The 20,437-nt window shown below is 45.2% G+C and carries 18 protein-coding genes; 7 read left to right on the top strand and 11 right to left on the bottom strand.

The window, feature by feature from the left end:
• Nucleotides 1–42: 42 nt before the first annotated feature.
• Nucleotides 43–2,220 carry a TonB-dependent receptor family protein gene (locus ACFPFU_RS14055; protein WP_377065398.1) on the bottom strand — a complete coding sequence of 726 codons (2,178 nt, stop codon included), beginning with the start codon at nucleotides 2,218–2,220 and terminating at the stop codon, nucleotides 43–45.
• Between the two features lie 244 nt (nucleotides 2,221–2,464).
• Here ACFPFU_RS14055 and ACFPFU_RS14050 point away from each other — a divergent pair, with 244 nt between their 5' ends.
• Together ACFPFU_RS14050 and ACFPFU_RS14045 are read left to right on the top strand one after the other, a co-directional pair.
• The gene (locus ACFPFU_RS14050; protein ID WP_377065397.1) at nucleotides 2,465–2,923 is read left to right on the top strand and encodes a DUF2267 domain-containing protein; all 459 of its coding nucleotides are present in this window, start codon (nucleotides 2,465–2,467) and stop codon (nucleotides 2,921–2,923) included.
• 543 nt (nucleotides 2,924–3,466) lie between these two features.
• On the top strand, nucleotides 3,467–4,453 hold the full coding sequence (locus ACFPFU_RS14045) for a glycoside hydrolase family 43 protein (RefSeq protein ID WP_377065396.1): 987 nt from the start codon (nucleotides 3,467–3,469) through the stop codon (nucleotides 4,451–4,453).
• 249 nt (nucleotides 4,454–4,702) lie between these two features.
• Here the strand turns inward: ACFPFU_RS14045 and ACFPFU_RS14040 are convergent, their stop codons facing one another.
• Nucleotides 4,703–4,939 (bottom strand): hypothetical protein, encoded by a 237-nt coding sequence (locus ACFPFU_RS14040; RefSeq protein WP_377065395.1) that lies wholly within the window; start codon nucleotides 4,937–4,939, stop codon nucleotides 4,703–4,705.
• Nucleotides 4,940–5,070: 131 nt separating this feature from the next.
• On the opposite strand from ACFPFU_RS14040, the gene ACFPFU_RS14035 reads away from it, so the two are divergent.
• Together ACFPFU_RS14035 and ACFPFU_RS14030 are read left to right on the top strand one after the other, a co-directional pair.
• The gene (locus ACFPFU_RS14035) at nucleotides 5,071–5,586 is read left to right on the top strand and encodes a hypothetical protein (RefSeq protein WP_377065394.1); all 516 of its coding nucleotides are present in this window, start codon (nucleotides 5,071–5,073) and stop codon (nucleotides 5,584–5,586) included.
• Nucleotides 5,583–5,864, top strand: a complete 282-nt coding sequence (locus tag ACFPFU_RS14030; RefSeq protein ID WP_377065393.1) for a hypothetical protein — start codon at nucleotides 5,583–5,585, stop codon at nucleotides 5,862–5,864. The genes ACFPFU_RS14035 and ACFPFU_RS14030 overlap by 4 nt, the downstream gene beginning before the upstream one ends.
• A 197-nt stretch (nucleotides 5,865–6,061) precedes the next feature.
• Here the strand turns inward: ACFPFU_RS14030 and ACFPFU_RS14025 are convergent, their stop codons facing one another.
• From ACFPFU_RS14025 to ACFPFU_RS14005, 5 genes are all read right to left on the bottom strand, one after another.
• Nucleotides 6,062–6,535, bottom strand: a complete 474-nt coding sequence (locus ACFPFU_RS14025; RefSeq protein WP_377065392.1) for a hypothetical protein — start codon at nucleotides 6,533–6,535, stop codon at nucleotides 6,062–6,064.
• 24 nt (nucleotides 6,536–6,559) lie between these two features.
• The gene (locus ACFPFU_RS14020) at nucleotides 6,560–7,366 is read right to left on the bottom strand and encodes a sulfite exporter TauE/SafE family protein (protein WP_377065391.1); all 807 of its coding nucleotides are present in this window, start codon (nucleotides 7,364–7,366) and stop codon (nucleotides 6,560–6,562) included.
• Nucleotides 7,367–8,419: a c-type cytochrome gene (locus ACFPFU_RS14015; RefSeq protein ID WP_377065390.1), complete on the bottom strand. Its 1,053-nt coding sequence runs from the start codon at nucleotides 8,417–8,419 to the stop codon at nucleotides 7,367–7,369.
• On the bottom strand, nucleotides 8,416–8,832 hold the full coding sequence (locus tag ACFPFU_RS14010) for a DsrE family protein (protein WP_377065389.1): 417 nt from the start codon (nucleotides 8,830–8,832) through the stop codon (nucleotides 8,416–8,418). The genes ACFPFU_RS14015 and ACFPFU_RS14010 overlap by 4 nt, the downstream gene beginning before the upstream one ends.
• A 111-nt stretch (nucleotides 8,833–8,943) precedes the next feature.
• The gene (locus tag ACFPFU_RS14005; RefSeq protein ID WP_377065388.1) at nucleotides 8,944–9,639 is read right to left on the bottom strand and encodes a hypothetical protein; all 696 of its coding nucleotides are present in this window, start codon (nucleotides 9,637–9,639) and stop codon (nucleotides 8,944–8,946) included.
• Nucleotides 9,640–9,881: 242 nt separating this feature from the next.
• Between ACFPFU_RS14005 and ACFPFU_RS14000 the strand changes: the two genes are divergently transcribed.
• A complete protein-coding gene (locus ACFPFU_RS14000) occupies nucleotides 9,882–10,775 on the top strand; it encodes a DUF5829 family protein (RefSeq protein WP_377065387.1) in 894 nt (297 codons plus the stop codon).
• 89 nt (nucleotides 10,776–10,864) lie between these two features.
• On the opposite strand, the gene ACFPFU_RS13995 is transcribed toward ACFPFU_RS14000, so the two are convergent.
• The 3 genes from ACFPFU_RS13995 to ACFPFU_RS13985 all read right to left on the bottom strand — a co-directional run bounded on the left by ACFPFU_RS13995 (nucleotide 10,865) and on the right by ACFPFU_RS13985 (nucleotide 13,654).
• Nucleotides 10,865–11,737 carry an alpha/beta hydrolase gene (locus ACFPFU_RS13995; protein ID WP_377065386.1) on the bottom strand — a complete coding sequence of 291 codons (873 nt, stop codon included), beginning with the start codon at nucleotides 11,735–11,737 and terminating at the stop codon, nucleotides 10,865–10,867.
• A gap of 649 nt (nucleotides 11,738–12,386) precedes the next feature.
• Nucleotides 12,387–13,061 (bottom strand): hypothetical protein, encoded by a 675-nt coding sequence (locus ACFPFU_RS13990; RefSeq protein WP_377065385.1) that lies wholly within the window; start codon nucleotides 13,059–13,061, stop codon nucleotides 12,387–12,389.
• 179 nt (nucleotides 13,062–13,240) lie between these two features.
• Nucleotides 13,241–13,654, bottom strand: coding sequence for a hypothetical protein (locus tag ACFPFU_RS13985; RefSeq protein ID WP_377065384.1), 414 nt, complete (start codon nucleotides 13,652–13,654; stop codon nucleotides 13,241–13,243).
• Nucleotides 13,655–13,995: 341 nt separating this feature from the next.
• Between ACFPFU_RS13985 and ACFPFU_RS13980 the strand changes: the two genes are divergently transcribed.
• A complete protein-coding gene (locus ACFPFU_RS13980; protein ID WP_377065383.1) occupies nucleotides 13,996–17,139 on the top strand; it encodes a sensor histidine kinase in 3,144 nt (1,047 codons plus the stop codon).
• A 67-nt stretch (nucleotides 17,140–17,206) separates the two neighbouring features.
• Nucleotides 17,207–17,857 (top strand): LuxR C-terminal-related transcriptional regulator, encoded by a 651-nt coding sequence (locus ACFPFU_RS13975; protein WP_377065382.1) that lies wholly within the window; start codon nucleotides 17,207–17,209, stop codon nucleotides 17,855–17,857.
• 157 nt (nucleotides 17,858–18,014) lie between these two features.
• Here the strand turns inward: ACFPFU_RS13975 and ACFPFU_RS13970 are convergent, their stop codons facing one another.
• On the bottom strand, nucleotides 18,015–20,363 hold the full coding sequence (locus ACFPFU_RS13970; protein ID WP_377065381.1) for a TonB-dependent receptor: 2,349 nt from the start codon (nucleotides 20,361–20,363) through the stop codon (nucleotides 18,015–18,017).
• Nucleotides 20,364–20,437 lie beyond the last annotated feature (74 nt).

The raw sequence follows: 20,437 nt of genomic DNA, 5'->3' as shown, positions 1-20,437 counted from the left end.
CCATCAATCCCGAGAAACTTTTCATGCGCAATTGTCTGGATTCTAAATTTTTACATTCAGAGACACATTGAATCCCCTGCCATCTGAAGGCCAAATCCCCGGTCCCGGGTACATCTGGGGCCTTTTGGTAAAGTACTGTTTATCAAAAATATTGTTGATACCCGCCCGGAATAAAAACCTTTGCAAAAAAGGAAAAGCCATGTTCAAATCCCAAATATGGTAGGAAGGCACTAACCCAACAGCACCGGATTCCAGCGGACGTATTGTATTCACTGCATCTGCAAAAGTTTCCGATACAAACTGATGCTGCAAGATGAATTTCATAGCGTTGAAGACATATGTCACACCATTTCGGCTTATCCATTTTGGTACGGATTCCACCACATTGCCTGAAATATCCACGTTGTTTTCCCCATTAGAGACTGTACCGTCAAGATATCGGCTGTCCATATAGGATGAGGAGGTAAAAAAAGACATAGAAGACTGACCGTGATTCCAAACTTTCCAATCTAAATACAATTCCACCCCATCGGTTCTGCTGTTTCCGACATTGCTTCTGGCGATTAGGGTCTGCCCGTCTTCGTTGATCAGAATATTGCCTATGCGCTTGCCAATGTAGGTGCTAAAGAGCGTGGCATTGTATTTTAGCCTATCGCCAATGACGTTTTCCCATCCCAGCTCGGCATTGTATCCAAAGGAGTGTTCCAAATCACTGCTGACGGCCGCCAGGGGATTTCCCGGAATCAAATCCTGGAAAAGGACAGGACGGATGGCTTGGGAAATACCACCGTAAATTTTGGAAGAACTGTTGATGAAATAGGCTGCATGGGCCCCCAAAGTGAAAAACCGATAGGGAATGATCCGGGGGACGCTTTCTGCTTCCAGATAGTCGATTCGTCCGCTCATGGCAGACTGGCCGTATTCGTAACGGATTCCCGGAGAGAAGCTGAGTTTTTTTGCGAGATTGAACTGGTTTTCCAAGGCAAAAGCCAGACTTTCGGAATGGAGGACAATATTCCTTGTGAAGTCACGCATCACGGTAAGATCAAAATCCGAACCCATGGTCCCCAGGCCCCGTTGTCTCCGGTCAAATTTGTTATTGAAATATCTTAAGGAGGCCGTCAGATAGTTTTTTGTTTTTCTCCATCGGTATTCATGGAGCATTCTTGCCTCGGCAGTTCGGCTATGGTAATTGTCAATGTCCACGTTTCTTGGAGCAAATTCATGGGTGTCTGGCTGGATTATATCCGGCACATCTGCGAAAGCATCAAATGTCACGGAACTCCGGTTGCCAAATACTCCTGAAGCGACCCACTCCAGCATGGTGTTGGGGCTGATTTTCCAGCCCAAGTGTATTGAGGGTATATAGATTTCAGGTGCGAAAAAATTCCGTCTCCGGGTGGCCTGACGGGGATTTTCCATGAACTGTTCATCTGTGAGGGGACCGGGAATCCTGTACAGGTAACGGCTGCGGGACAAAGAGGCTTCCAGGCTAAGGTTTTCAGAAAAATCATAGGTTAACCCCATGTATTGTGCGTCCGCATCGGAACGGGCGATTTGTCGATAACCTTCGGATAAACGCTTATGGTAATAGGCATGGTAGGTCAGTTTACCGACCTTTCCACCAATGGCATTATAAGAGGAAAAAAGCCCGAAGGAACCCGCTGTGGTCATGTTTTCATAGCTGAATTGTTTCGTTGTATCGGGTTTTTTGAGTATGTAATTTACCATTCCTCCGAACTGTTGCCCGTATTGCAGGGCGGCGGTACCTCTCAGCAGTTCAATACGTTCCACCGCTTCCATGGGCATGGAATAGTGGCTGGCCGGATACCCATACAGGTCCGTATTGATGATCGTGCCGTTTTGGCGGACATTGAACTCCCAACTCCGGTGTGCATCCAATCCCCTAACCGAAAAATTCACCTGATTGCCGCTGCCGTCCATATCATAGACAAAACCGCTTGGAATTTTAGCAAAAATCTGTCTGCCCGTCTTTTCGGTGATGTTTCCCGCCAAGGAGTCAACATCCAAAACTTCGGATTTTCTTCCCCCTATGATAAAGGTTTTATAAACATTGGGCAGGGGAGTAACGACTTCTTTGTCCTTGATCCCCCTGAAGTCTATGGGGGGTAGGTCATAGATTCGGAGTGTGTCGGATTGGGAAAAGGCGGGGCAAAGGGAGTATACTGTAGCCACTAACACAACCAACCATTTCATCATGTTTTTGGGTTATTTACCAAAATAACACATAACAATAATAATCTGCAAAGATAAGGATTTAAACCTGGTCATTTACGGGTGGTGAAATTTGACGTTGTGTAACTTGAAATGAATTCCGACACTCTGTCTTTTTTCAAACAACAGAAAAAAAGCCCGGCGAGATCGGGCCATAAGGCATGATTATTGAACTATAATTATATAATAATTATACAAAATTTATGTATAACGAAGAATATATTTAATTATGGCTATTAATTTTGATAAATTCGCTCAGGAAGGAAACGCATACCTTAAGCAACTGGCCCAGGAACTCGGGCATCCGGAGGAAATAGGACAGACCTCCATTTTGCTGAGGGCGGTGCTTCACACCTTGCGGGACCGGATCACCGTCAGTGAATCCATGCATGTCCTCTCACAATTGCCGATGTTTTTGAAAGGCATCTATGTTGAAGGCTGGGAGCACCGGGAGAAACCATTAAAAATAAACAGCTTGGAGGAATTCAAAGACGCTGTCAAGCAGGAACAGGCCAAACATGGGGAACGGGACTTTAACTGGGAACAGTCCACGGACAAACTCATCACCATGATCCTGGACTCTTTAAACAAACGCTATCTGACCGAAGGTCAGCTAAAACATATAACAGGTCAAATGCCGTCGGAAATAAGGGAGCTGTTTCCTTTAGAGACGGGGAACAACAGATAGATGGCATTAAGTTTTATAGTACCCACTATCTGGATGATATCTCTGCCGTCCGATATCCTTGATCAGTGCCCATGTCTTGGGGATATGGGGTCGAACTTTAAGGATTTGCTATCCTCTTAAGGGTTAGCTCTCCGTTGACCCCTGTCCAATGTAAGGGAAACCCTGTCCATGTATTTTTTGAAAGTATCCCGCGCCGTCAAGCTGTATCATTTTTTACTGATACAGTGACAGCCAAAATACGCCCTTTCTTTCCCGTCACATTCCTGGATTTACGCGTAATCACAAAGAGTTTCGTCCAAAAGGGATAAAACCAACACTTGATTTGTATCTTTAGCAGTGAAATCAGTAAGTATGTCATCATTGGATATCTCAGGCCGGAGACCGGCAATTGGAGACAGACGCCGGCTTGACGGAGAGTGTTTCGGCAACGGTGAAATCGAGGAGCAGCGGTATTGACGACTCTGGTAAGGGATGCGTACTTTTCGGGGTTGATCCATAAAAATTCAGGAAGGGAAAATGTTGAAAACAATGAATTATCGGAAGATGCTATCTGTAATTGTATTAACTGGCATCCACTTTACCCTGGTGTTTTCGCAAAGCAGGGAAAGCGCTGTGAGGGAGGATATACCTTTGGATTCAATCCGTCTGAGCGATCCTTTTATCCTGGCAGACAAGAATACCGGGATGTATTACATGACAGGTACGGGAGGTATGCTGTGGAAAAGCAAGGACCTGAAAAAATGGTCAGGGCCGTTTCACCTGGCAAAGACCGATTCTAAATCCTGGATGGGTGAAAGCCCCATGATCTGGGCAGCAGAATTGCATCATTATAAAGCCAAATACTACTATTTTGCCACCTTCACCAACAGAGATATAAAGATCGACACGGTGAAAGGGAATGTTATCGAGCGCCGTGCCTGTCATGTGTTGGTCAGCGACAAACCCGAAGGGCCTTACGTTCCTATGGGAGATCCTGAGTACCTGCCCGCCAACAAACCGACTTTGGACGGGACCTTTTGGGTGGATGACGATGGGAAGCCCTATATGGTTTATTGTTATGAATGGCTGCAAAACTGGAACGGTACGATTGAAAAAATTGAACTGAAACCTGATCTGAGTGGCACAATTGGCGAAAGCAAATTGCTTTTTCGGGCAAGTGATTCCCCCTGGAGTAGGGAACGGGACGAAAAGGGAAACATCGTTCCCAACAAAGTAACCGATGGTCCATGGCTGTTCAGGACTCAAACCGGGAAGTTGGGTATGCTTTGGACCAGTTGGGTATTCAGCGATTATACCCAGGGCGTGGCCTATTCCGCCAGCGGCACCTTAGACGGACCCTGGATACATGAAGAGGAACCGGTTACGCCTGCAAACTATGGGCATGGAATGATGTTCAAAACATTCGACGGCAAACATCTGATGGTCGTACATAGTCACAGCGTGGGTGAAAATGGCCGCTACATTCGGGTTCCCACGTTGTTTGAAGTAGATGATTCGGGGGATAAATTGGTACTGGGAAGCCGATTTTGAAAAATCCGTTCATAGAAAAGGCGGCTGGAGGGAAAAATAGATCCTTTTGGTACGTAAATTGATCCCTGTTTAATGAACAGTAAAATATAATATATAGCCCGCGTCAAACTGCAATGTCAAAATTCATAAAAACGTATTTTGGTGTTTTCCTGGCCGTTTTAGTGGCCTTGCAGGGAATTGTTGTGCAGTCGAATTGGGGCGTGAAGCATGCTGACAAAATAACAGAAGGTGACAATGTTGCCGTTGCGGTCAGTTTCCTCGATGATCATTCCAAAAAATTCCCGGTAATTTTTGAAGGGGAGCGTTTGATATTTCCTTCACCAAAAAACCATACTCCATGGGGGGACTTATTTCCGTTTTCCGTTTCAAATTATTTAACACATTTTGAAAATGAAACCAAAAAGCAAATCTCATTGCATCACCATGTGGATTTGTTTTTTGGAATCCGGGAGTTAAAATTCCCCAGTCATTTTTTCTGGTAAACATTTTTAGCCACATCCCTCTTTCAAAGAGGATATAATTTCCGACAGCCGTTGTCGGGAAACCACTATTTATCACATTCAATCACCATCCGGTTATGGGTGATCGACCATGCCGGATACTTCTCATAACCCAATATGTTCGATATAGATATAATTTCATTGTCTATCGCAGTGATCCTGATTGCCGCATTTATCCTTCCCCTATACCTGCACATCAGCAAAGCGAAAAAAAGAGAGACCCGGGCCACTAAGTTATTAGAGGATTTTGCAAAAAGTCAGGGGTTGGAAATCCAGGTAAAAGACCTGTGGAGGAGCAGATATTTCGTCGGCCTGGACCGAAATAAAGCCAAACTGCTATATTCAGATGATATCGCCCTGTCTTCCCCGGTACTCATCGATTTGTATACAATTAGCCGGGTGAAGATCGGAGAAGTCTCCCACAAAGTGGTGAACCAAGTGGAATCAAGAAAAGTCATTGATAGGTTGGATCTGATCTTGTTGGACAAAAACGGAGACACCGCCAATGTCCTGGAATTTTATGATGGCAACAGGTTCTCCGATCTTAACGGAGAAACCATACTCATCAAAAAATGGGAAACCTATTTGGAGGATATAACCCGTAAAATTTTAAAAGATCAATTGGTGTTATGAAACCTGCGACAATGATTTTTAAAGAGGAAATCGTAAATATCCGATTTCCCAAGGAAGAAGTGCTGGCAAATCCCAGCGACATCAGACAGAGGGATAAAGCGTTTGAAAGGGCCTTGGCCCTGGGCAACCTTGAACACGGCAAAGTAAGGATAGGCTTTATGGATGTTGATCACAGGATATATGAAGTGGAAACCACAGTCTGGGCCGTAACAGAGGAAGCCCTTTGTTTGAAAGGAAGTCTGCAAATCCCTAAACAGGCGGTTTTATACATCGATTAATGATCATGAGAAGGAAGCCTGGTACGGGCTTCCTTCTTTAAAACAGCGGTTGTATAACGCTGGTGGATGGGTTTCACATCAGTTTTAGAAAAGGAAAGGTTTAGGCCCATAATTCTATACAAACAAGGTCGGGAGCCCACGTCCTGACCTCTAATAGACGCTGATGATTTGATGGTTTTTGTTGGCATACCTACTAATCAATTGATAAAAAACACCAGTCCAAGACGAAATACTGCCTGCCCGCCTTTTTGAGCCTGATACTTGATCTCAGGGTTGAAAGCAAGTCTGTCCGCAAACATTAATACACCTCCGGCACCGAGATTTGCCCCTTGGCTGCTGGCGGTAACCCTATCTCCGCCAATGGTTTCCCCACTCACCCAGTTGTTCGTAAAACCTGCCATCCCATACCACTGTAAAACGCCTTCGGTAAGGTAATACCGAAAATCCACATTCAGGGTACTTGCGTTACCAATGTCCGGAAAATAAATGGTAAAGTTAGGTACAGCAGATATCCTGTTGGCCAGAAAATATTCGGCTCCCAGGTTTATCCCAAAAAGTTCAGATCTGAAACCAAAATCACCACCTGCCTGGAGGCGGGCATTTCCTTTCTCCTGTGCCTGTGCCACCGCCACGGTCAGCACAAAACAACCAATCAACAATAGTTTTTTCATGTGTATAGTGTTTGAACTAAGTCGTCATACAAAAACCAATCCAAAACCAAATGACACTTCCCGTAATAAGACCATCAGTCCTGTCGCAAGGACCAGCCATCCGAAAGCGGTGCGAAGCTGATCGTTGGCCAGCTTCTGCGTAAAATAGCCGGCAATAAAAATGCCCGAAACCGCCAGGCCGGTGATCACCAGCAAGAAAGGCCAGTCGATGGAACGGTTGAATACATCTCCTGTAAACCCCGCAAAGCTGTTGACCGAAATGATCAGCAGGGTAGTTCCCACTACCGTTTTGAAGGGAAGACCGGTTAGATACAGCAGTACCGGTATGATGATAAAACCTCCGCCTGCACCTACCAACCCCGTCAAAAATCCCGTTACAATACCGGCCACAACCATGTATAGCGTGGAGGTCTGATTCTTTTTGCGCATCATTTGGGTATGGGGTGCGATCATGGCCATGGAGACGAGGATCATCAGTACAGCAAACATGATCAGGATCACCGTCCTTTTGGTACAGCTAAAATTGTCTGTGCGCAATACGACTTCAGGAATGGACGGAATAATCCGGTTTCTGGTGACAAAAATCGTGGCCAGGGAGGGAATTCCAAAGACCATTCCCGTGCGGATGTGAATCATCCTGGTCCCGTATTTCAGGACACTTCCCACCAAACTGGCTGTTCCGACAATAAATAAGGAGTAGGCAGTGGCGGTAACGATATCCAATGAAAATAGGTATACCAATATGGGAACCGAAAGAATTGACCCGCCACCACCCAGGGTTCCCAGCAATAAACCGACAAAAAAGAGTGCTATATATCCTGCTGTTTCCACTTATTGATAAACTGCTTTTATAGGACCAAAAGGGCCATATTTATGCTGCTCTTCTAAAAACCCGTCAGCATAGGGGCCAAATGGATGATCAAAGGGTTTTTTGGAGATATCCGGCCAGTCTCCCGAAAGATCCTTTTCCGGTCTTGCCATGGAATTGACATATGCAGCCACATCCCAGGCCTCTTCGTCTGAGAGAAAAGGGTTTTCGAAAGTGACCCCATAAGGCATATTGTATTTGACATAGGAAGCAAACATTGAAATACGGTACAAACCAGCCCCGGTATTGTAACTGTCCTCCCCAAAAAGCGGGGGATATAACCATTCCAAGCCGTTTTTTGCAAGCTCGCCTTCTCCGTTTTCACCATGGCACCGGGCACAGAATTTTATATATACCTCGTTTCCCCTGATCGGATCGGCTGGACGGTCAAGAAGTTGAAGCGGGATCAGCCCAAGGCCGTTAAAGGATTCCTCAAGTCCTACATCTTTTCCTACCCATTTCAGGTAAGCCACCATCGCCTTCATTTCCCGGCTGTTTTCGTCCAGTTTTTGTCCGTTGAGGCTTCGTTCTATGCAATCATTGACCCTTTTTTCAAACCCTTCCACGGTTCCAGACCGGTTACGGAATTGGGGATAAACAGCGGCTACCCTGCCGTAATTATTCCCGAACGGGACCGTCCCCGCTTTGAGGTGACAGTTTTGGCAATTCATTCCGTTGCTGATATTGGCCACTTTTCCTTTTGGTCCTAGAAACATGGAGGTATGGCTGATCAAATCCCTGCCATAACGGATAAGATCGCCCCTTGGCGTCGAAGGTATGGAAGCGGTGTCCGGGGCCTGCCACAGCTGGGTACCCGAGCCTGAAACCGGGGGCTTAGAATCCTGAAAGGAAGTGGGTTCTTTATGCACCGGGTTTTCCCTGAAACCGGTTTCAAGCCACTTTATTTTAGTCCCGGTGAGGTGCAAAACGATTGAAGTGAATGCACAAAGGATCAATACCCAGATCAACCGGATCAGCCGGTTGATCGAACGAACAAGTACTTCCTCTGTAATCATTTATGCGCTTCCTTGATATATCCCCAACCTTCCCCTTGCTTGATGACAATTTCAAGAATCCCGTCCGGAACAGTACTGACCCCTGGTATCAACTGGGATTTCTCTGTTTCATACCTTTTCATGGTGCCTTCACATACCACAAAAGAAACCCGTTCATGACCTTCGAATTCCAAAATGTCCCCTGCCACGCTGGAGTGCTCCTGAAGAACCATGGGCAGAGCCCCTCCATAGACGACCACTTCGAATTCAGCGTCAGCATAAGTTTCGGCCATAAACTTCACATGACGCAGGGTAGCGGCATGGGTGGCGGCATCACCGCTGGTAACATCAAATACCACCTTTACCGGATCGGTCTGAGCCCATGTGCTGATTGCCAGCAGCAGGATAGGAGCGATGGCTACATACTTTTTCATTTTCTGTTTGTTTATTTTAACCATAGAATGCCGCATCCGGGAATTACGGGTGTTTTTAATTCCCGGATTCCTCCCGTTGAGAGGCCCCTGCATGATTGTATCTGCACCCTTCTATCCGGCAAAAATATACGCGCAGTTGTGTTCCTGAGCCCGGCCCAGTGCCCATACGCCTGATGGCACCACCTGAATATTCGGTAATAATCCGGCTACCCACTCTTTTTTCAGGGCTGCTGCATCTTTGCCCATTCCCTCTGCTAAGGCAGCGGAATAAACCGTCAGTGCCGCATCGCATACGCAGAACATCACTCCGCTTTCCTGTAGTTGGTCAATGCCTATAGCTACTTCCCCAAATCCGGGTATCTGAAAATCACCTGGCTTTGGTTTCCAAAAAGGATTGCGTGTCGCCGGCTCTCCGGTGTGCGGATCGGGAGCATGAAAGACCTCGCCCAGATTGTATTTTTCCCACAACCCGCTTTCCATGGCGTAAGGAATGGCATCATGACGAAGTACAACCACCACACTGCAGTCCTTTTCCGGCGTGCCTGTGGCCTCGTTGGTCAACAGGAATACCCTTGGCCAGGCAAAAGGAAGGATATCATGAGGTTGCGTGGCATCATATACGACACGGCGCTTCCCTTTGATCTGTTTGAACCATTCATCGGCCTCGTTCACATTTACCGGTTTTACACCGGATGCTGGATGGGCCATCAAGGGTGAAACCACACCTGCCAACCCGGACAACCCGGCCGTTACGGCCATTGTTCCAATAAAAGTTCTTCTCGAATTTTTGACGTCATTTGCTTTCATAATCAGTTGTTTTTAAGCTTGTGTATTGGATTCAAAATTGCCCCGTAATTCCTTTCGGGACAATTCCCGGATTTCACAAAAGATATCCCCGATAATGGGGATAAAGCTGTATGGAAGCCCATGGATAGCGTAGGTCGCGCCGGATTTGGTTATCGAGAGACTGAATCAGCAGGTTAAATAAATCTATTGTTGCTATTTTTGCCATATTGTTGCATATTGGCGGATGTATAAACCCACTCTGTATGCGAATGCACCCGGCTTATTTCTTTTTGTTTTCTGTATCGTGGCTGGTTTATGGCAATACCCTGGCGCAGGATACCATCGAAAATCCTGTGGAATTTGACCATATGTACACGGTGATTCCTGAAGAAACTTACCAGAGGATTATCAACCACCCGATTATGCGGGAGGTTTTCTGCAATATGGACAGAGGAAGGCCGGATTTTTCTCCCATCACGCCGGAAAAGAAGGAAGCGTATTTCAGGTTCAACAACCATTACTTTGAACTGCTGAGTTCAGCTAACAAGTGGCAGGAACCCGTCAATCAGATTGGGATAGGATGGGTCACCGCGACGGACGATGCCCATCGGGAAGTGTATAATTCCCTGCAAAGATACGGAGACAATCTCCATATGGAAAATGAACTGGACAATGAGGGCCGTCCACAACACCACACCATATATGTGCACCGTCAAAACACGTCAAAACGATCTTTATTAAATTATTGGATATATGCCTATTCAAGGGATTTTTTGGAAAATCTATACGGCAAACAACCTGAACCGTTTGATTTTACAGGCAAGGCATACTGGAAATCCTCCTATAACCCGGCGAAACTTGCCAGCCATCTCGTAGAAATAGGTGTTGGTCTGAATTCTGAAGAAGCAAGCGTAATGACGGATTGGCTCTCGGCACTTGGGTTTTCTCTTGAGCGAAAAGAGGACGGCTATCTCGCTTCGTCTCCCGACATCACTTTCAGCATCTCCGTAGATGACCAAACCGGAGCTAACCTTCTGATCTATTTGCGGGTGACGCTGAACAAGGAATGTTTCCTTGATCCGGTTTATTTTTCGGACGATTGTTTTATAGAGTTTTTAGGAAAGGAAGCTTACTGGTGGTTTAGGGCAAAAAAATGAACGGCTACAGATGGCACATCATATTCAGCATAAATTGCTGTTGTCGTAAGGTTATTTTACTTTTTAGCCTACCACGCTGTCGCCCTTCCTTATTCTACGTTTGCTAAGATAAAATCGACTATCGGCTTTGGATCTGCCAAACCGTGTGGATGATGACCAATTCCTTTTTTTATAATTATTTGAATCACGCCCCCTGCTTCTTTAAATGATTTTTCCAGTTTATAGGTATTTTCATCTATCGGAACAGTCGTATCAAGGTCTCCGCAAACATGTAAAACCGGGATCTTAGCCTCAGCAAGTTTGGTGCAATTATAAATTGGAATGCCTTCAAAGTCATTTACAGTCAAGGCGGTCAATCCATAAGCTTTTAGACATTTTTCCCAATCCCGTTTTGAACCTTTCCCTTTCCCTAAGCCGCCGGGCCAACTTTTAATGTCACAAACCGGTGCATCTCCATATATACAAAAGACTTTGTCGGTATTTTCTGATGCCCAATTGTACGCATCTAAGCCTCCCCTACTTATTCCCTCCAAGACCGTTTTGCTATTTAATCCGAAATTCTTGATAAGGAAACCATAAAATGCATTAAATCTGTCTACCGCTATTTTGTTTCCATATAGGTCAATGACATCTATGTATACGAGATGAAATCCTCTGTTTAACAATGCCGTATCAACTTGCGGTTCAAGATCCCAAAACTGCGTCCTCCATATCCAGTTTTTTTCTTCATTTGGCTGATGGGGAAAAACTATTTTCGCATCAACGCCATTGAATTTAAACGCTATAAGCTCGAATCCGTGCCATTTGTCCGGGAAAGGATTAGGAGTAGCAGTAAAATGGTGCCATCCATGTCTTTCATATTTAAGCATGATTTTTCTAATCCCGTATCCCGCCAATACGATGTTGAAAATCAACGAAGCCATCAGTAAAAATTTCAGCTTTTTTTTGTATAATCCACTCATATGCATTTTTTCTAAAAAGTGCCAGTTGGTACGTTGCCGTCCCCCGGCTACCATGAGTTCCGGTACTGGACGGGTCTACCCTAGCAAAACCAAAAGCAATCGTTCTTCGCGCGCTATGGTTTTGATAAGCTCAAAATCAACCTACTTCCATTTCTTGGAATGTTTATCCCATCTAAAGTGGACTGAAACCATCCGGTCTTTATCTAAAGATTATCAAACCCCTTATCTCTAAAAAAGAGCAAGACGATTTTAGAGAACATATACTACCCAAGCCCCGGTTAATAGAGGAAACTTATAAAATTAAGAAATATATCATATTTTAAAAATAAGCTGTTTTCGGTATTTTTTTTAATTCAAAAGAATAAATACATTATTTAATATTGTAATATTTCTATGCGTGAAGCCAACGTATTAAACGGTTAAATTAAAAAATTTCTTTACCCCAATTTTACCCTTTTAGCAAAACAGGCCGGTTTTTCAAAAAAAATCAAAAAAACATTTCCCAGCCACTCCGGGCCTATTAGATGTTTTGTCTTATTGTTCCTCCTTTTTCACAAACCAACTGGCCACAAATGCTGTAAAGGTGCCAAAGAGCCCCACCCCCGTCGTCATCAGGGCCACGGCGATAATACGGCCCGGATTCCTGCCGTCAGGGTTTAAATACGGCAAACTGCATATCCACACATTCATTTGGCCCGTTGCCCGCGCCGAAGGAGGTTTCAGGTGTACAACCGCCCGCATAGGTTTCCAGCTGGAGATTTCCGAGTTCAGGCAGCATTTCGCCATGTCTGCGTATCACCAGATGCACTTCCGCACCCATGGGATTCTCAAGTCCTTTTCGACATACGCCAAAATCATCAAATGGCGGCTGGCAGCCCGTGGCGTCCTCCAGATCCAGGGTAGCCATAAACTGAGACCTTCCTTCCCCATCAGAAAGCTGTCCATCAGCAAAAAGCACACTTCCTCCGATCACTTCATCAAAGAGGTCATCCTGACCGCAGTCAGTCGTGCCCGTAATGCCGTTCTGGCAAGGTTCAGGGTTATTAAAAACCATCCATGAAATGGTATAGGTTTGGTTTGGCCATAAGTCGCGCGCGTCCAGCGTCATGGTAAGACGGGTCGGAGTCCGTTTTAGGAAGGCCCCTCCCCCGGAAAGGGGCAGGCCATCCGCAAAACGAAAGAGGTTTGACTGTTGTTCTATTTCGATAGGGTGTTGTCCGTCGTCATTGGAACTGCAGGCTGTAGTGATCACCATAAACACGCATAGGGTAGCGAGTAAATTTCCGATGTGAGTGCCTGATTGAATGTAAACTTTCTGTTTCATTTTCCGGGGTTTATATTGTTAGGTATTTGTTTCATGCGGTACTAAGCCGGGTTTTGCCAGGGCTTCGAGACAAAATGCGGGCGGTCCGTGGCGATCTGCCTGTTGGGCGTTTTGCCGAGTATGGGCTCCCTGCCCTGCCGCTTCGATCCGTTGTTTCCCAGTTTGGGGGCATTTTTAAGCTACTCCAAAATGAATATCTCCCTGTAGCCGCTTTCGATGTAATCCAGGTAATCCTTGAATATCTCTTTCATCTCCGGCGAAGAGGTATAACTTCTTGCATCGGCGGCTTCCTGATCAAGGGATTCTACCTCATTTTCTACCACCACTGTCCAGAAATCCGCCGATATATCAGTCATGATTCTTAAATTTTTGATGTTGGGATCTACCTCCCCGGCTTGCTTAAAAACCTTGACGAGATCTTTGGCTTTCCCTGGTTTTGCTTGGAATACATTTCGGATTACATACATGTTTTTTTTATTTTGGTTAGAAATTAAGTTTTCGTTTCCTTGTTTATCATGATCGTTTCCGTTGTTTTCTGCCGGCCTCAACGCAAGCGTACAGAAGATTACAATGATTAAAACTATATATTTCATATGATTATAATTTTTTCTCATTAGGCCATATGGAATCTCGCCTGCTTCCCCCCCGAGCTATCGGGGCTATCGGGGCATCCCTCTGTGTGACAATCTCGTCATGCTCGATTTCATGGGTCTGTTGTTTTGCTGTATGGCTTGAACCTGTTGATGCCGGATTTATTGCCGGTCAAATGTTTCAGGCAAAGGTATCCTATCGGCATGCTGCGGCCAATCCCCAAATTCCGCAATGACCATCCCCAAAACTGGGGGTGTCGCAATAGATTACGATAAGTTTTGGAGTTGTTCCATAAACAATTTATTTTTATCTCTTATTATCAGCCAGTTAACTTCCAAAAAACATGTGTGGCTCAAAAACCGTAATGGCCTACTTGGGGACATGGAGATGGTTGGTTCTCCGCACTTTTGTGATGGTATCTTGGATAATTGATGTTTCCGCAGCAGCGCAGGCCCCTGCGTTGTATTTTGAAAAGATTACTGTAGAAAATGGTTTGTCACACAACAAGGTAAATTGTATTATGCAGGACCATCGTGGCTTTATTTGGATAGGCACCGATGATGGGCTTAACCGTTTTGATGGACGGTCTTTCGAAATTTTCCGCCATGAAGCGGGTAATCCGCAAAGCATTTCGGGAAACAGGATATCCGACATGCTGGAAGATGAAAACGGGATAATCTGGATTTCTACATTGGATGGGGGTATTGCCAGGTATGATTACCGAAGTCCTGCCGAAAGCCAGTTCAGGCAGTATAAACATACTTCTGAGGATACAACGTTAATTCCGACGAACAGTGTAAATGCGTTGTTACTGGACAGTTATGGAAACCTCTGGATTGCTACCAATGGGTTTTCGGCCCTTCGTTTTGATAAGGAAACAGGCTTATTTGCCAGTCCCGATATTACAAAAAGGCACGTAGCGCTGGCACTTTGTGAGGATGATGACCAAATAGTATGGGTGGGAAGGCAGGGGGGAAGTATCATGAAAATCGATCCCGTGACCCTTCAATACGAAACCGATTCCCGTTATGATGACCTTTATGCCGACCTGCCGCATGCCGAAGTGAGTTCGCTTTATTGCGATTCTGAGGGAAATGTGTGGTTCGGTTCGTGGGATAACAAGTTATACCGTTATAATCGCCATACCTTTGAGGAAGAGACGTTTGTTGGGGAATCAGATCCTAAAAGTTTTTTGAATGACGAAATCCTTTGCCTGGCCGAAGACCATGAAGGGTATTTGTGGATGGGTGGCAGAACCAAGGGTCTTCAATTGTATGAAAAAAGTACGCAGCATTTCTACCATTACCGCCACAACCCCTTTCAGGACGGGACGGTGGCTGATGACAGGATCAATTGCCTGTTTCTCGACAAAGATGGTAAGATGTGGGTAGGGACAGACAAAGGTATAAGTGTCAGCGATCCTTTATGGCAGCAGTTTCGGCAGACTTTTATACCCTCCGTGGGACAGGAGCCTTCAATTATTTACAGTTTGCACGAAGATGATAATGAAACTTTATGGCTGGGAACCAATAACGGTCTGTTTTTCCGTAAGTCAGGGGCGGATACCTTTATCCACCGGCCGCTTTTTTACGATGAACGGCCGCTTGCCATAACCAGTTTCTTCAAAGATGATGAGCGACTTTATCTCGGCACTGACTATTCTCTGTTTTCCTATGATATTTCTGAGGATATGCTTGAAATCATGCCCAATACCCATTATGACCAAGTAATGAATGGGCTCATAGAATCCAGAATTACTTCGATTGTAAAAGATACCATTGAAGGGCGTCCGGTATTGCTTGTGTCTCCTTACGGACATTACCTGACGTATTACGATCTTGAACGGGAACATTGGGTATCAAGGTTGGACAGCGTCAAAAATGTTATCTCAACTTTTCAGCTTAAAGATCACCTCATCCGGAAATTCTACAAAACGTCGACGGGGAAAATATGGCTTGCCAATACCATAGGCGGACTGGGTGAATGGATAAAGGATCCCTCGCCGCATGTAAAGTATCATACTGCTGATCTATCGAGAGGCACGGGACTTCTCAATAATTATGTTTATGATGTGGTGGAGGGAAAAGACGGGAATTTATGGATCAGTACTTTTGGGGGTGGCCTGCATTATTGGCTTAAAGAAACCGGGGAAATCAAACATGTTGCCGGTTCTCCCAACCTCATCGAAGGCCTGCAGGTCGATGAGGCCGGAAATGTGTTTATGATCTCCAATGGCAAATTGCATAGATACGACCCCCGGACCCAGTGGTTCAGTTCGGTAAAATTACCTGATCAGGAGAAAACGGGAGGGGTAAATGGCAATATCCTTAAAGACAAATCCGGCAAGCTGTATGTGTCAGGAAAGAACTATTTCATATGCTTTGACCCTGAAACCATAAGCACCACAACATCTTCAAACACGGTACTGCTGACTGATTTTCGCATCTATAATGTTTCCCACTCCCATTTACTGCACAACGGACCTATTCGGCTTCCTTATAGGCAAAACGCCGTCTCCTTTAATTTCATAGTACCCAATTTCTCTTTTTCCACCCCTGCAGGATATTTGTACCAATTGGAAAACGTTGACAAAGATTGGGTACACGCGGGAAACCACAACACTGCCAGCTATACCAATCTCAAAGGAGGGGACTATGTTTTTAGAGTGAAAACGGATGAAAATACCGCACGCGACAAAGAAGCTGTCACGGAGGTTTATTTTACAATTACCCCTCCATTTTGGGTCACTTGGTGGTTTTATGGTCTTTGTACAATCATCATTGCTTCAATAGCCTACAGTGTTTACCGCTATCGGGTCAATGGCTTGTTAAAATTGCAGGCAATAAGAAATAGGATTGCCCAGGATCTGCATGACAATATTGGATCGGCTTTGAGCAGTATTTTAATTTACAGCGAGGTGGCGCAGAATTTTCAGGGAGACCGGCAGCAAGCCTCTCTCATAAAGGTATTGGGAAAGATCAGTGAGACCTCCCATAATATTATATCGGAAATGAGTGATATTGTATGGGCCATCAATCCCCACAATGACAACATGGCGAACATACTCCAGCGTATGGAGTCTTTTGCAGTCTCCTTGGCGCTTGCCAAGCAGATAAAACTGGATTTCGACTATGACGAGGAATTACTTGATATAAATCTGGAAATGGAAAAACGTAAAAATTTCTATCTGATATTTAAAGAGGCTTTTACCAATGCCATAAAGTATGCCGAAACAAAACATATAAAAATCAAAGTGGAGATTAAAAAAAACAAGGCCTTGGGAAGCATGCAGCAGGAAGTTGTCATGCTGGTTCAGGATGATGGCAAAGGGTTTGATTTGCAGCAGCAATTGTTGCACAGCGCTCAAGGTTTATCCGGCAACGGTCTTAACAACATGCGAAGGCGTGCTATTGAAATTGGAGGCAGCTGTGAAATATATGCCGCGGTGGGAGAGGGCGCCAAAGTGGCGCTGCGCTTTGGCCTGTGATTTATCCCCCATATTGGGGATGGATTCCAGAAGATTAAATGTGTAATTTTGTAAAAACTGGATAGGGATGACTTTGGACGTAGTGGTTTTTGATGATAACCGGAATATATTGGACAGTGTGGAACTGTTGCTCGGGACTACCGCAGAATTCAGACTGATCGGTAAATACACGCACGCGGGGCATTGTATAGAGGAAGTCCGTAAAACTAATCCGGCCATTGTTTTGATGGATATAGAAATGCCCGGCATTAATGGCATAGAGGCAACAGCCAAACTGAAAGAAGCATTTCCGCAGATTCAGATACTCATGCAAACTGTATTTGAAGATGATGAACGGGTATTTGAATCGATCTGCTCCGGCGCATCAGGTTATATTCTGAAAACGGATCTCAATACAAAATTAATAGATGCCCTTCGGGAACTTCAGTTTGGCGGTTCGCCGATGTCTCCGGTCATTGCTCGGAAAGTTCTTAACAGAATGCAACAGATACCGCAGTATGTCAAAAAAGAGGCTGCGGTAGATTACAGGTTGACTTCCCGCGAAAAAGAAGTGTTGCAATGTATTGTCAATGGCCTCTCCCATAAAATGATTGCGTCAGAACTGGGGATCAGTTATGAAACTGTGCGCACCTATGTGAAAAAAATATACGAAAAATTACATGTTGCTTCACTTACCGAAGCAGTGGCCAAAGCCATTAATAAAAGAATTCTGAGGTAAGGCCTCCAATGGCCTTTTGCTGGTGGTGATGCAGCTACCCCAGCAGCCCTGTTTGGACCGGACCTCCTGTCCGGCCCGTCATGCATGAACCGGTTTCGGCCTCTACGTACGACAAAGTGCCGACAATTTTTGAATGGGAACAAGGGATCGGTTTTGATCAAAAATTATATTTAGCGCTCAATAAAACGATACGGGTCTCTCTCTTGGAATAAAAATCCTGCCTAAAGGTGTTGGTCACACTGTTGCCTGCAAACCGCCTGGTATCAAAGATATCCCTCACGCTCACCAAAAGGTTTAATTTTTTGTTAAATAAATTTTTTTGAAGGCTGGCATCTGTATAGTACTGGGAAAGATCACGACCCTGGGCCTCTATTTCCTGGGATTCATAATTGAAGATGAATTGAAGATTGAACGCGTAGGGTAACATAAAGTCGGTGGTCAGTTTGGTGTTCCAGGAGAAGCCGTTGTTTTTGAATTCCTCCCCGAGGTTGGAACCGTCCACATTGATCCGGAAACCCGTAAAACTTCCCGACACGGTCCACCACGGAGCAGGGTCCACCAGGCCAATTACTTCGACCCCATATGACTCGGCGCTGTTGAGATTCTCTGGCTGGGAATAGGAAATCCCATCTTCAATTACGGTAATGAAATCAAGTTGACCACTTACGTGGCGGTAAAACAGGTTGGTGGTTAAACTGGACTTTTCCTTTTCCAGCAAGTGTCCAAACTCCAGTGAATGAATCATTTCCGGTTGAAGACGGGGATTTCCTCTCCGTACATTCAGCGAGTCCGTAATATCAGGAAAAGGATTGAGCCGCCAGGCAGTGGGCCGGTCAATTCTCCTACTGTAAGTCAGCTTAAGTGACTGGACATCATCCAAATGGTACAGTGATTGAAGGCTTGGGAACAAATTAAAGTATTTCTGGGTATTTCTTTCTTCGGTATTGTACAAATAGGTGTCCACCAAGGTGTATTCTCCCCTCAGGCCAAGCATAATATCGAATTTGTCCCCTGACCTGGACATGATAAAATAAGCCGCATGTATCCTGTCTTTATAATCAAACCTGTTGCTGACAGCGGGATCTTCTTCGAATTGCCGGGAGGATTCATTAAAACGGGAAAAAATATAATCATTGTCAAAATCCCGGAGGTTGGACTTTAATCCCGTTTCCAATTTCATCCCATCCTTTAAAGGATGGACATAATCCATTTGGATGACGGAAATATTTCTCACTTCATCAGTATACGCCCTCTCCTGACCGTTCAGCAATTCAGGGTCCGGTACGGCGGCATTTCTGAATATATCGATATGCTGTGTTTTAAACTGGTTGCGGTACGAATGGCTGGCCACGAGTTTGAAGGACCTTTCCTTGTCATCAAATGACCTTTCATAGATCAAGGCATTTTCAATCCCATCATCAGTCTCCATTTCATTGTTTCTCCTGACGTATTCCATTAAAAGGCGGTCCGATCCTGTCTGGGTAAGCCGGGAATACAGCGTGTTGACCTGATCGTCAATACTTTTGCTGAAAATCCCCTCATAGCTCAGGGTGTTTTTACCAAAATAATAATCAGCCCCATAATTAAAGGTGTGATCCGGATTTTCTCTTGTGCTGCGCGTACGTTGATCCAAACCCTCCTCATCGGCAAAAATTTCACGCTGTACTGTTCTTACGCCTACATCCCTCCACCGGCGAAAATTGTAACCGCCATACACATTGAATTTCATGGTTCTATGGTTCATCCTGGCCCCTATATTCATTCTGCCTCTGGTACCATATAATGCTTCCAGTCCCCAATGGGTACCCAGATCGTCGCCTTTTTTCAGAACAATATCTATGATCCCCCCTTCGGCTTCGGCATCGTATCTGGCGTTGGGGTTGTTGATGATGCGGATTTGCTCAATGGCACTTGCGGGAATCTGATCAAGGTTTTGCGTCAGCGAAGAATTCCTGCCGTTGATCAACACGTTGGTCCCTGAGCTTCCCCTTAGCGATATGGAGCCGTCATCCCCCACCCTGACGGAGGGCGTGTTTCGTAAAATATCCAGAAGGGTGCCCCCTATGTTGGAAAGGTTCCGGCTGGGGTTAATGGTGAGGCCTTCCACATCAGTCCTCATCATCACCCGGTCGGATTCGATGATGACCTCTTCCAGTTCCTGGTTTTCATTGGCGAGTTTGACTTCACCCAGGTGGATGTTTTCTTTTACGACGAGATTTCCGATTTCTTTTTTCTCATAACCTAACAGATAGAAACGTATCATATAGCTGCCTTCCGGTGCACTGAGGGAGAAATTTCCTGTTTCATCTGCATCCGAGAATGTCAAAGGTGAAGATTGGCCGGGAGCAAACAAGGCGATTTGTGTGTAGGGGAGGGGAGAACCCGAGGTTCTATCCTTGACTTGGCCCCGGATAGTAAACCCCCTATCTCCGTCCTGTCCCCAGCTCTTACCCAGGAGAGAGAAACACGAGAGAACCAATAAAAATAAAAGCGGCTTGGGTATCATTGAACTTTATCCTTTGCGACAAAGAACGTCCAAAATTCTGAGCTAATTTTGAAGTTTGACGATCAGAGGAATCA

The organism is Negadavirga shengliensis (assembly GCF_042652345.1).
Taxonomy (GTDB): domain Bacteria; phylum Bacteroidota; class Bacteroidia; order Cytophagales; family Cyclobacteriaceae; genus Negadavirga; species Negadavirga shengliensis.
The sequence above is the reverse complement of the archived record's forward strand: the minus strand, read 5'-3'. Positions and strand labels throughout refer to the sequence as shown.

What these genes read in the sequence shown, in the direction of transcription:
- ACFPFU_RS14055 (WP_377065398.1), bottom strand. Translation starts at nt 2,220, where the DNA reads ATGATGAAATGGTTGGTTGTGTTAGTGGCTACAGTATACTCCCTTTGC.
- ACFPFU_RS14050 (WP_377065397.1), top strand. Translation starts at nt 2,465, where the DNA reads ATGGCTATTAATTTTGATAAATTCGCTCAGGAAGGAAACGCATACCTT.
- ACFPFU_RS14045 (WP_377065396.1), top strand. Translation starts at nt 3,467, where the DNA reads ATGCTATCTGTAATTGTATTAACTGGCATCCACTTTACCCTGGTGTTT.
- ACFPFU_RS14040 (WP_377065395.1), bottom strand. Translation starts at nt 4,939, where the DNA reads ATGTTTACCAGAAAAAATGACTGGGGAATTTTAACTCCCGGATTCCAA.
- ACFPFU_RS14035 (WP_377065394.1), top strand. Translation starts at nt 5,071, where the DNA reads ATGTTCGATATAGATATAATTTCATTGTCTATCGCAGTGATCCTGATT.
- ACFPFU_RS14030 (WP_377065393.1), top strand. Translation starts at nt 5,583, where the DNA reads ATGAAACCTGCGACAATGATTTTTAAAGAGGAAATCGTAAATATCCGA.
- ACFPFU_RS14025 (WP_377065392.1), bottom strand. Translation starts at nt 6,535, where the DNA reads ATGAAAAAACTATTGTTGATTGGTTGTTTTGTGCTGACCGTGGCGGTG.
- ACFPFU_RS14015 (WP_377065390.1), bottom strand. Translation starts at nt 8,419, where the DNA reads ATGATTACAGAGGAAGTACTTGTTCGTTCGATCAACCGGCTGATCCGG.
- ACFPFU_RS14010 (WP_377065389.1), bottom strand. Translation starts at nt 8,832, where the DNA reads ATGAAAAAGTATGTAGCCATCGCTCCTATCCTGCTGCTGGCAATCAGC.
- ACFPFU_RS14005 (WP_377065388.1), bottom strand. Translation starts at nt 9,639, where the DNA reads ATGAAAGCAAATGACGTCAAAAATTCGAGAAGAACTTTTATTGGAACA.
- ACFPFU_RS14000 (WP_377065387.1), top strand. Translation starts at nt 9,882, where the DNA reads ATGCGAATGCACCCGGCTTATTTCTTTTTGTTTTCTGTATCGTGGCTG.
- ACFPFU_RS13995 (WP_377065386.1), bottom strand. Translation starts at nt 11,737, where the DNA reads ATGAGTGGATTATACAAAAAAAAGCTGAAATTTTTACTGATGGCTTCG.
- ACFPFU_RS13990 (WP_377065385.1), bottom strand. Translation starts at nt 13,061, where the DNA reads ATGAAACAGAAAGTTTACATTCAATCAGGCACTCACATCGGAAATTTA.
- ACFPFU_RS13985 (WP_377065384.1), bottom strand. Translation starts at nt 13,654, where the DNA reads ATGAAATATATAGTTTTAATCATTGTAATCTTCTGTACGCTTGCGTTG.
- ACFPFU_RS13980 (WP_377065383.1), top strand. Translation starts at nt 13,996, where the DNA reads ATGTGTGGCTCAAAAACCGTAATGGCCTACTTGGGGACATGGAGATGG.
- ACFPFU_RS13975 (WP_377065382.1), top strand. Translation starts at nt 17,207, where the DNA reads ATGACTTTGGACGTAGTGGTTTTTGATGATAACCGGAATATATTGGAC.
- ACFPFU_RS13970 (WP_377065381.1), bottom strand. Translation starts at nt 20,363, where the DNA reads ATGATACCCAAGCCGCTTTTATTTTTATTGGTTCTCTCGTGTTTCTCT.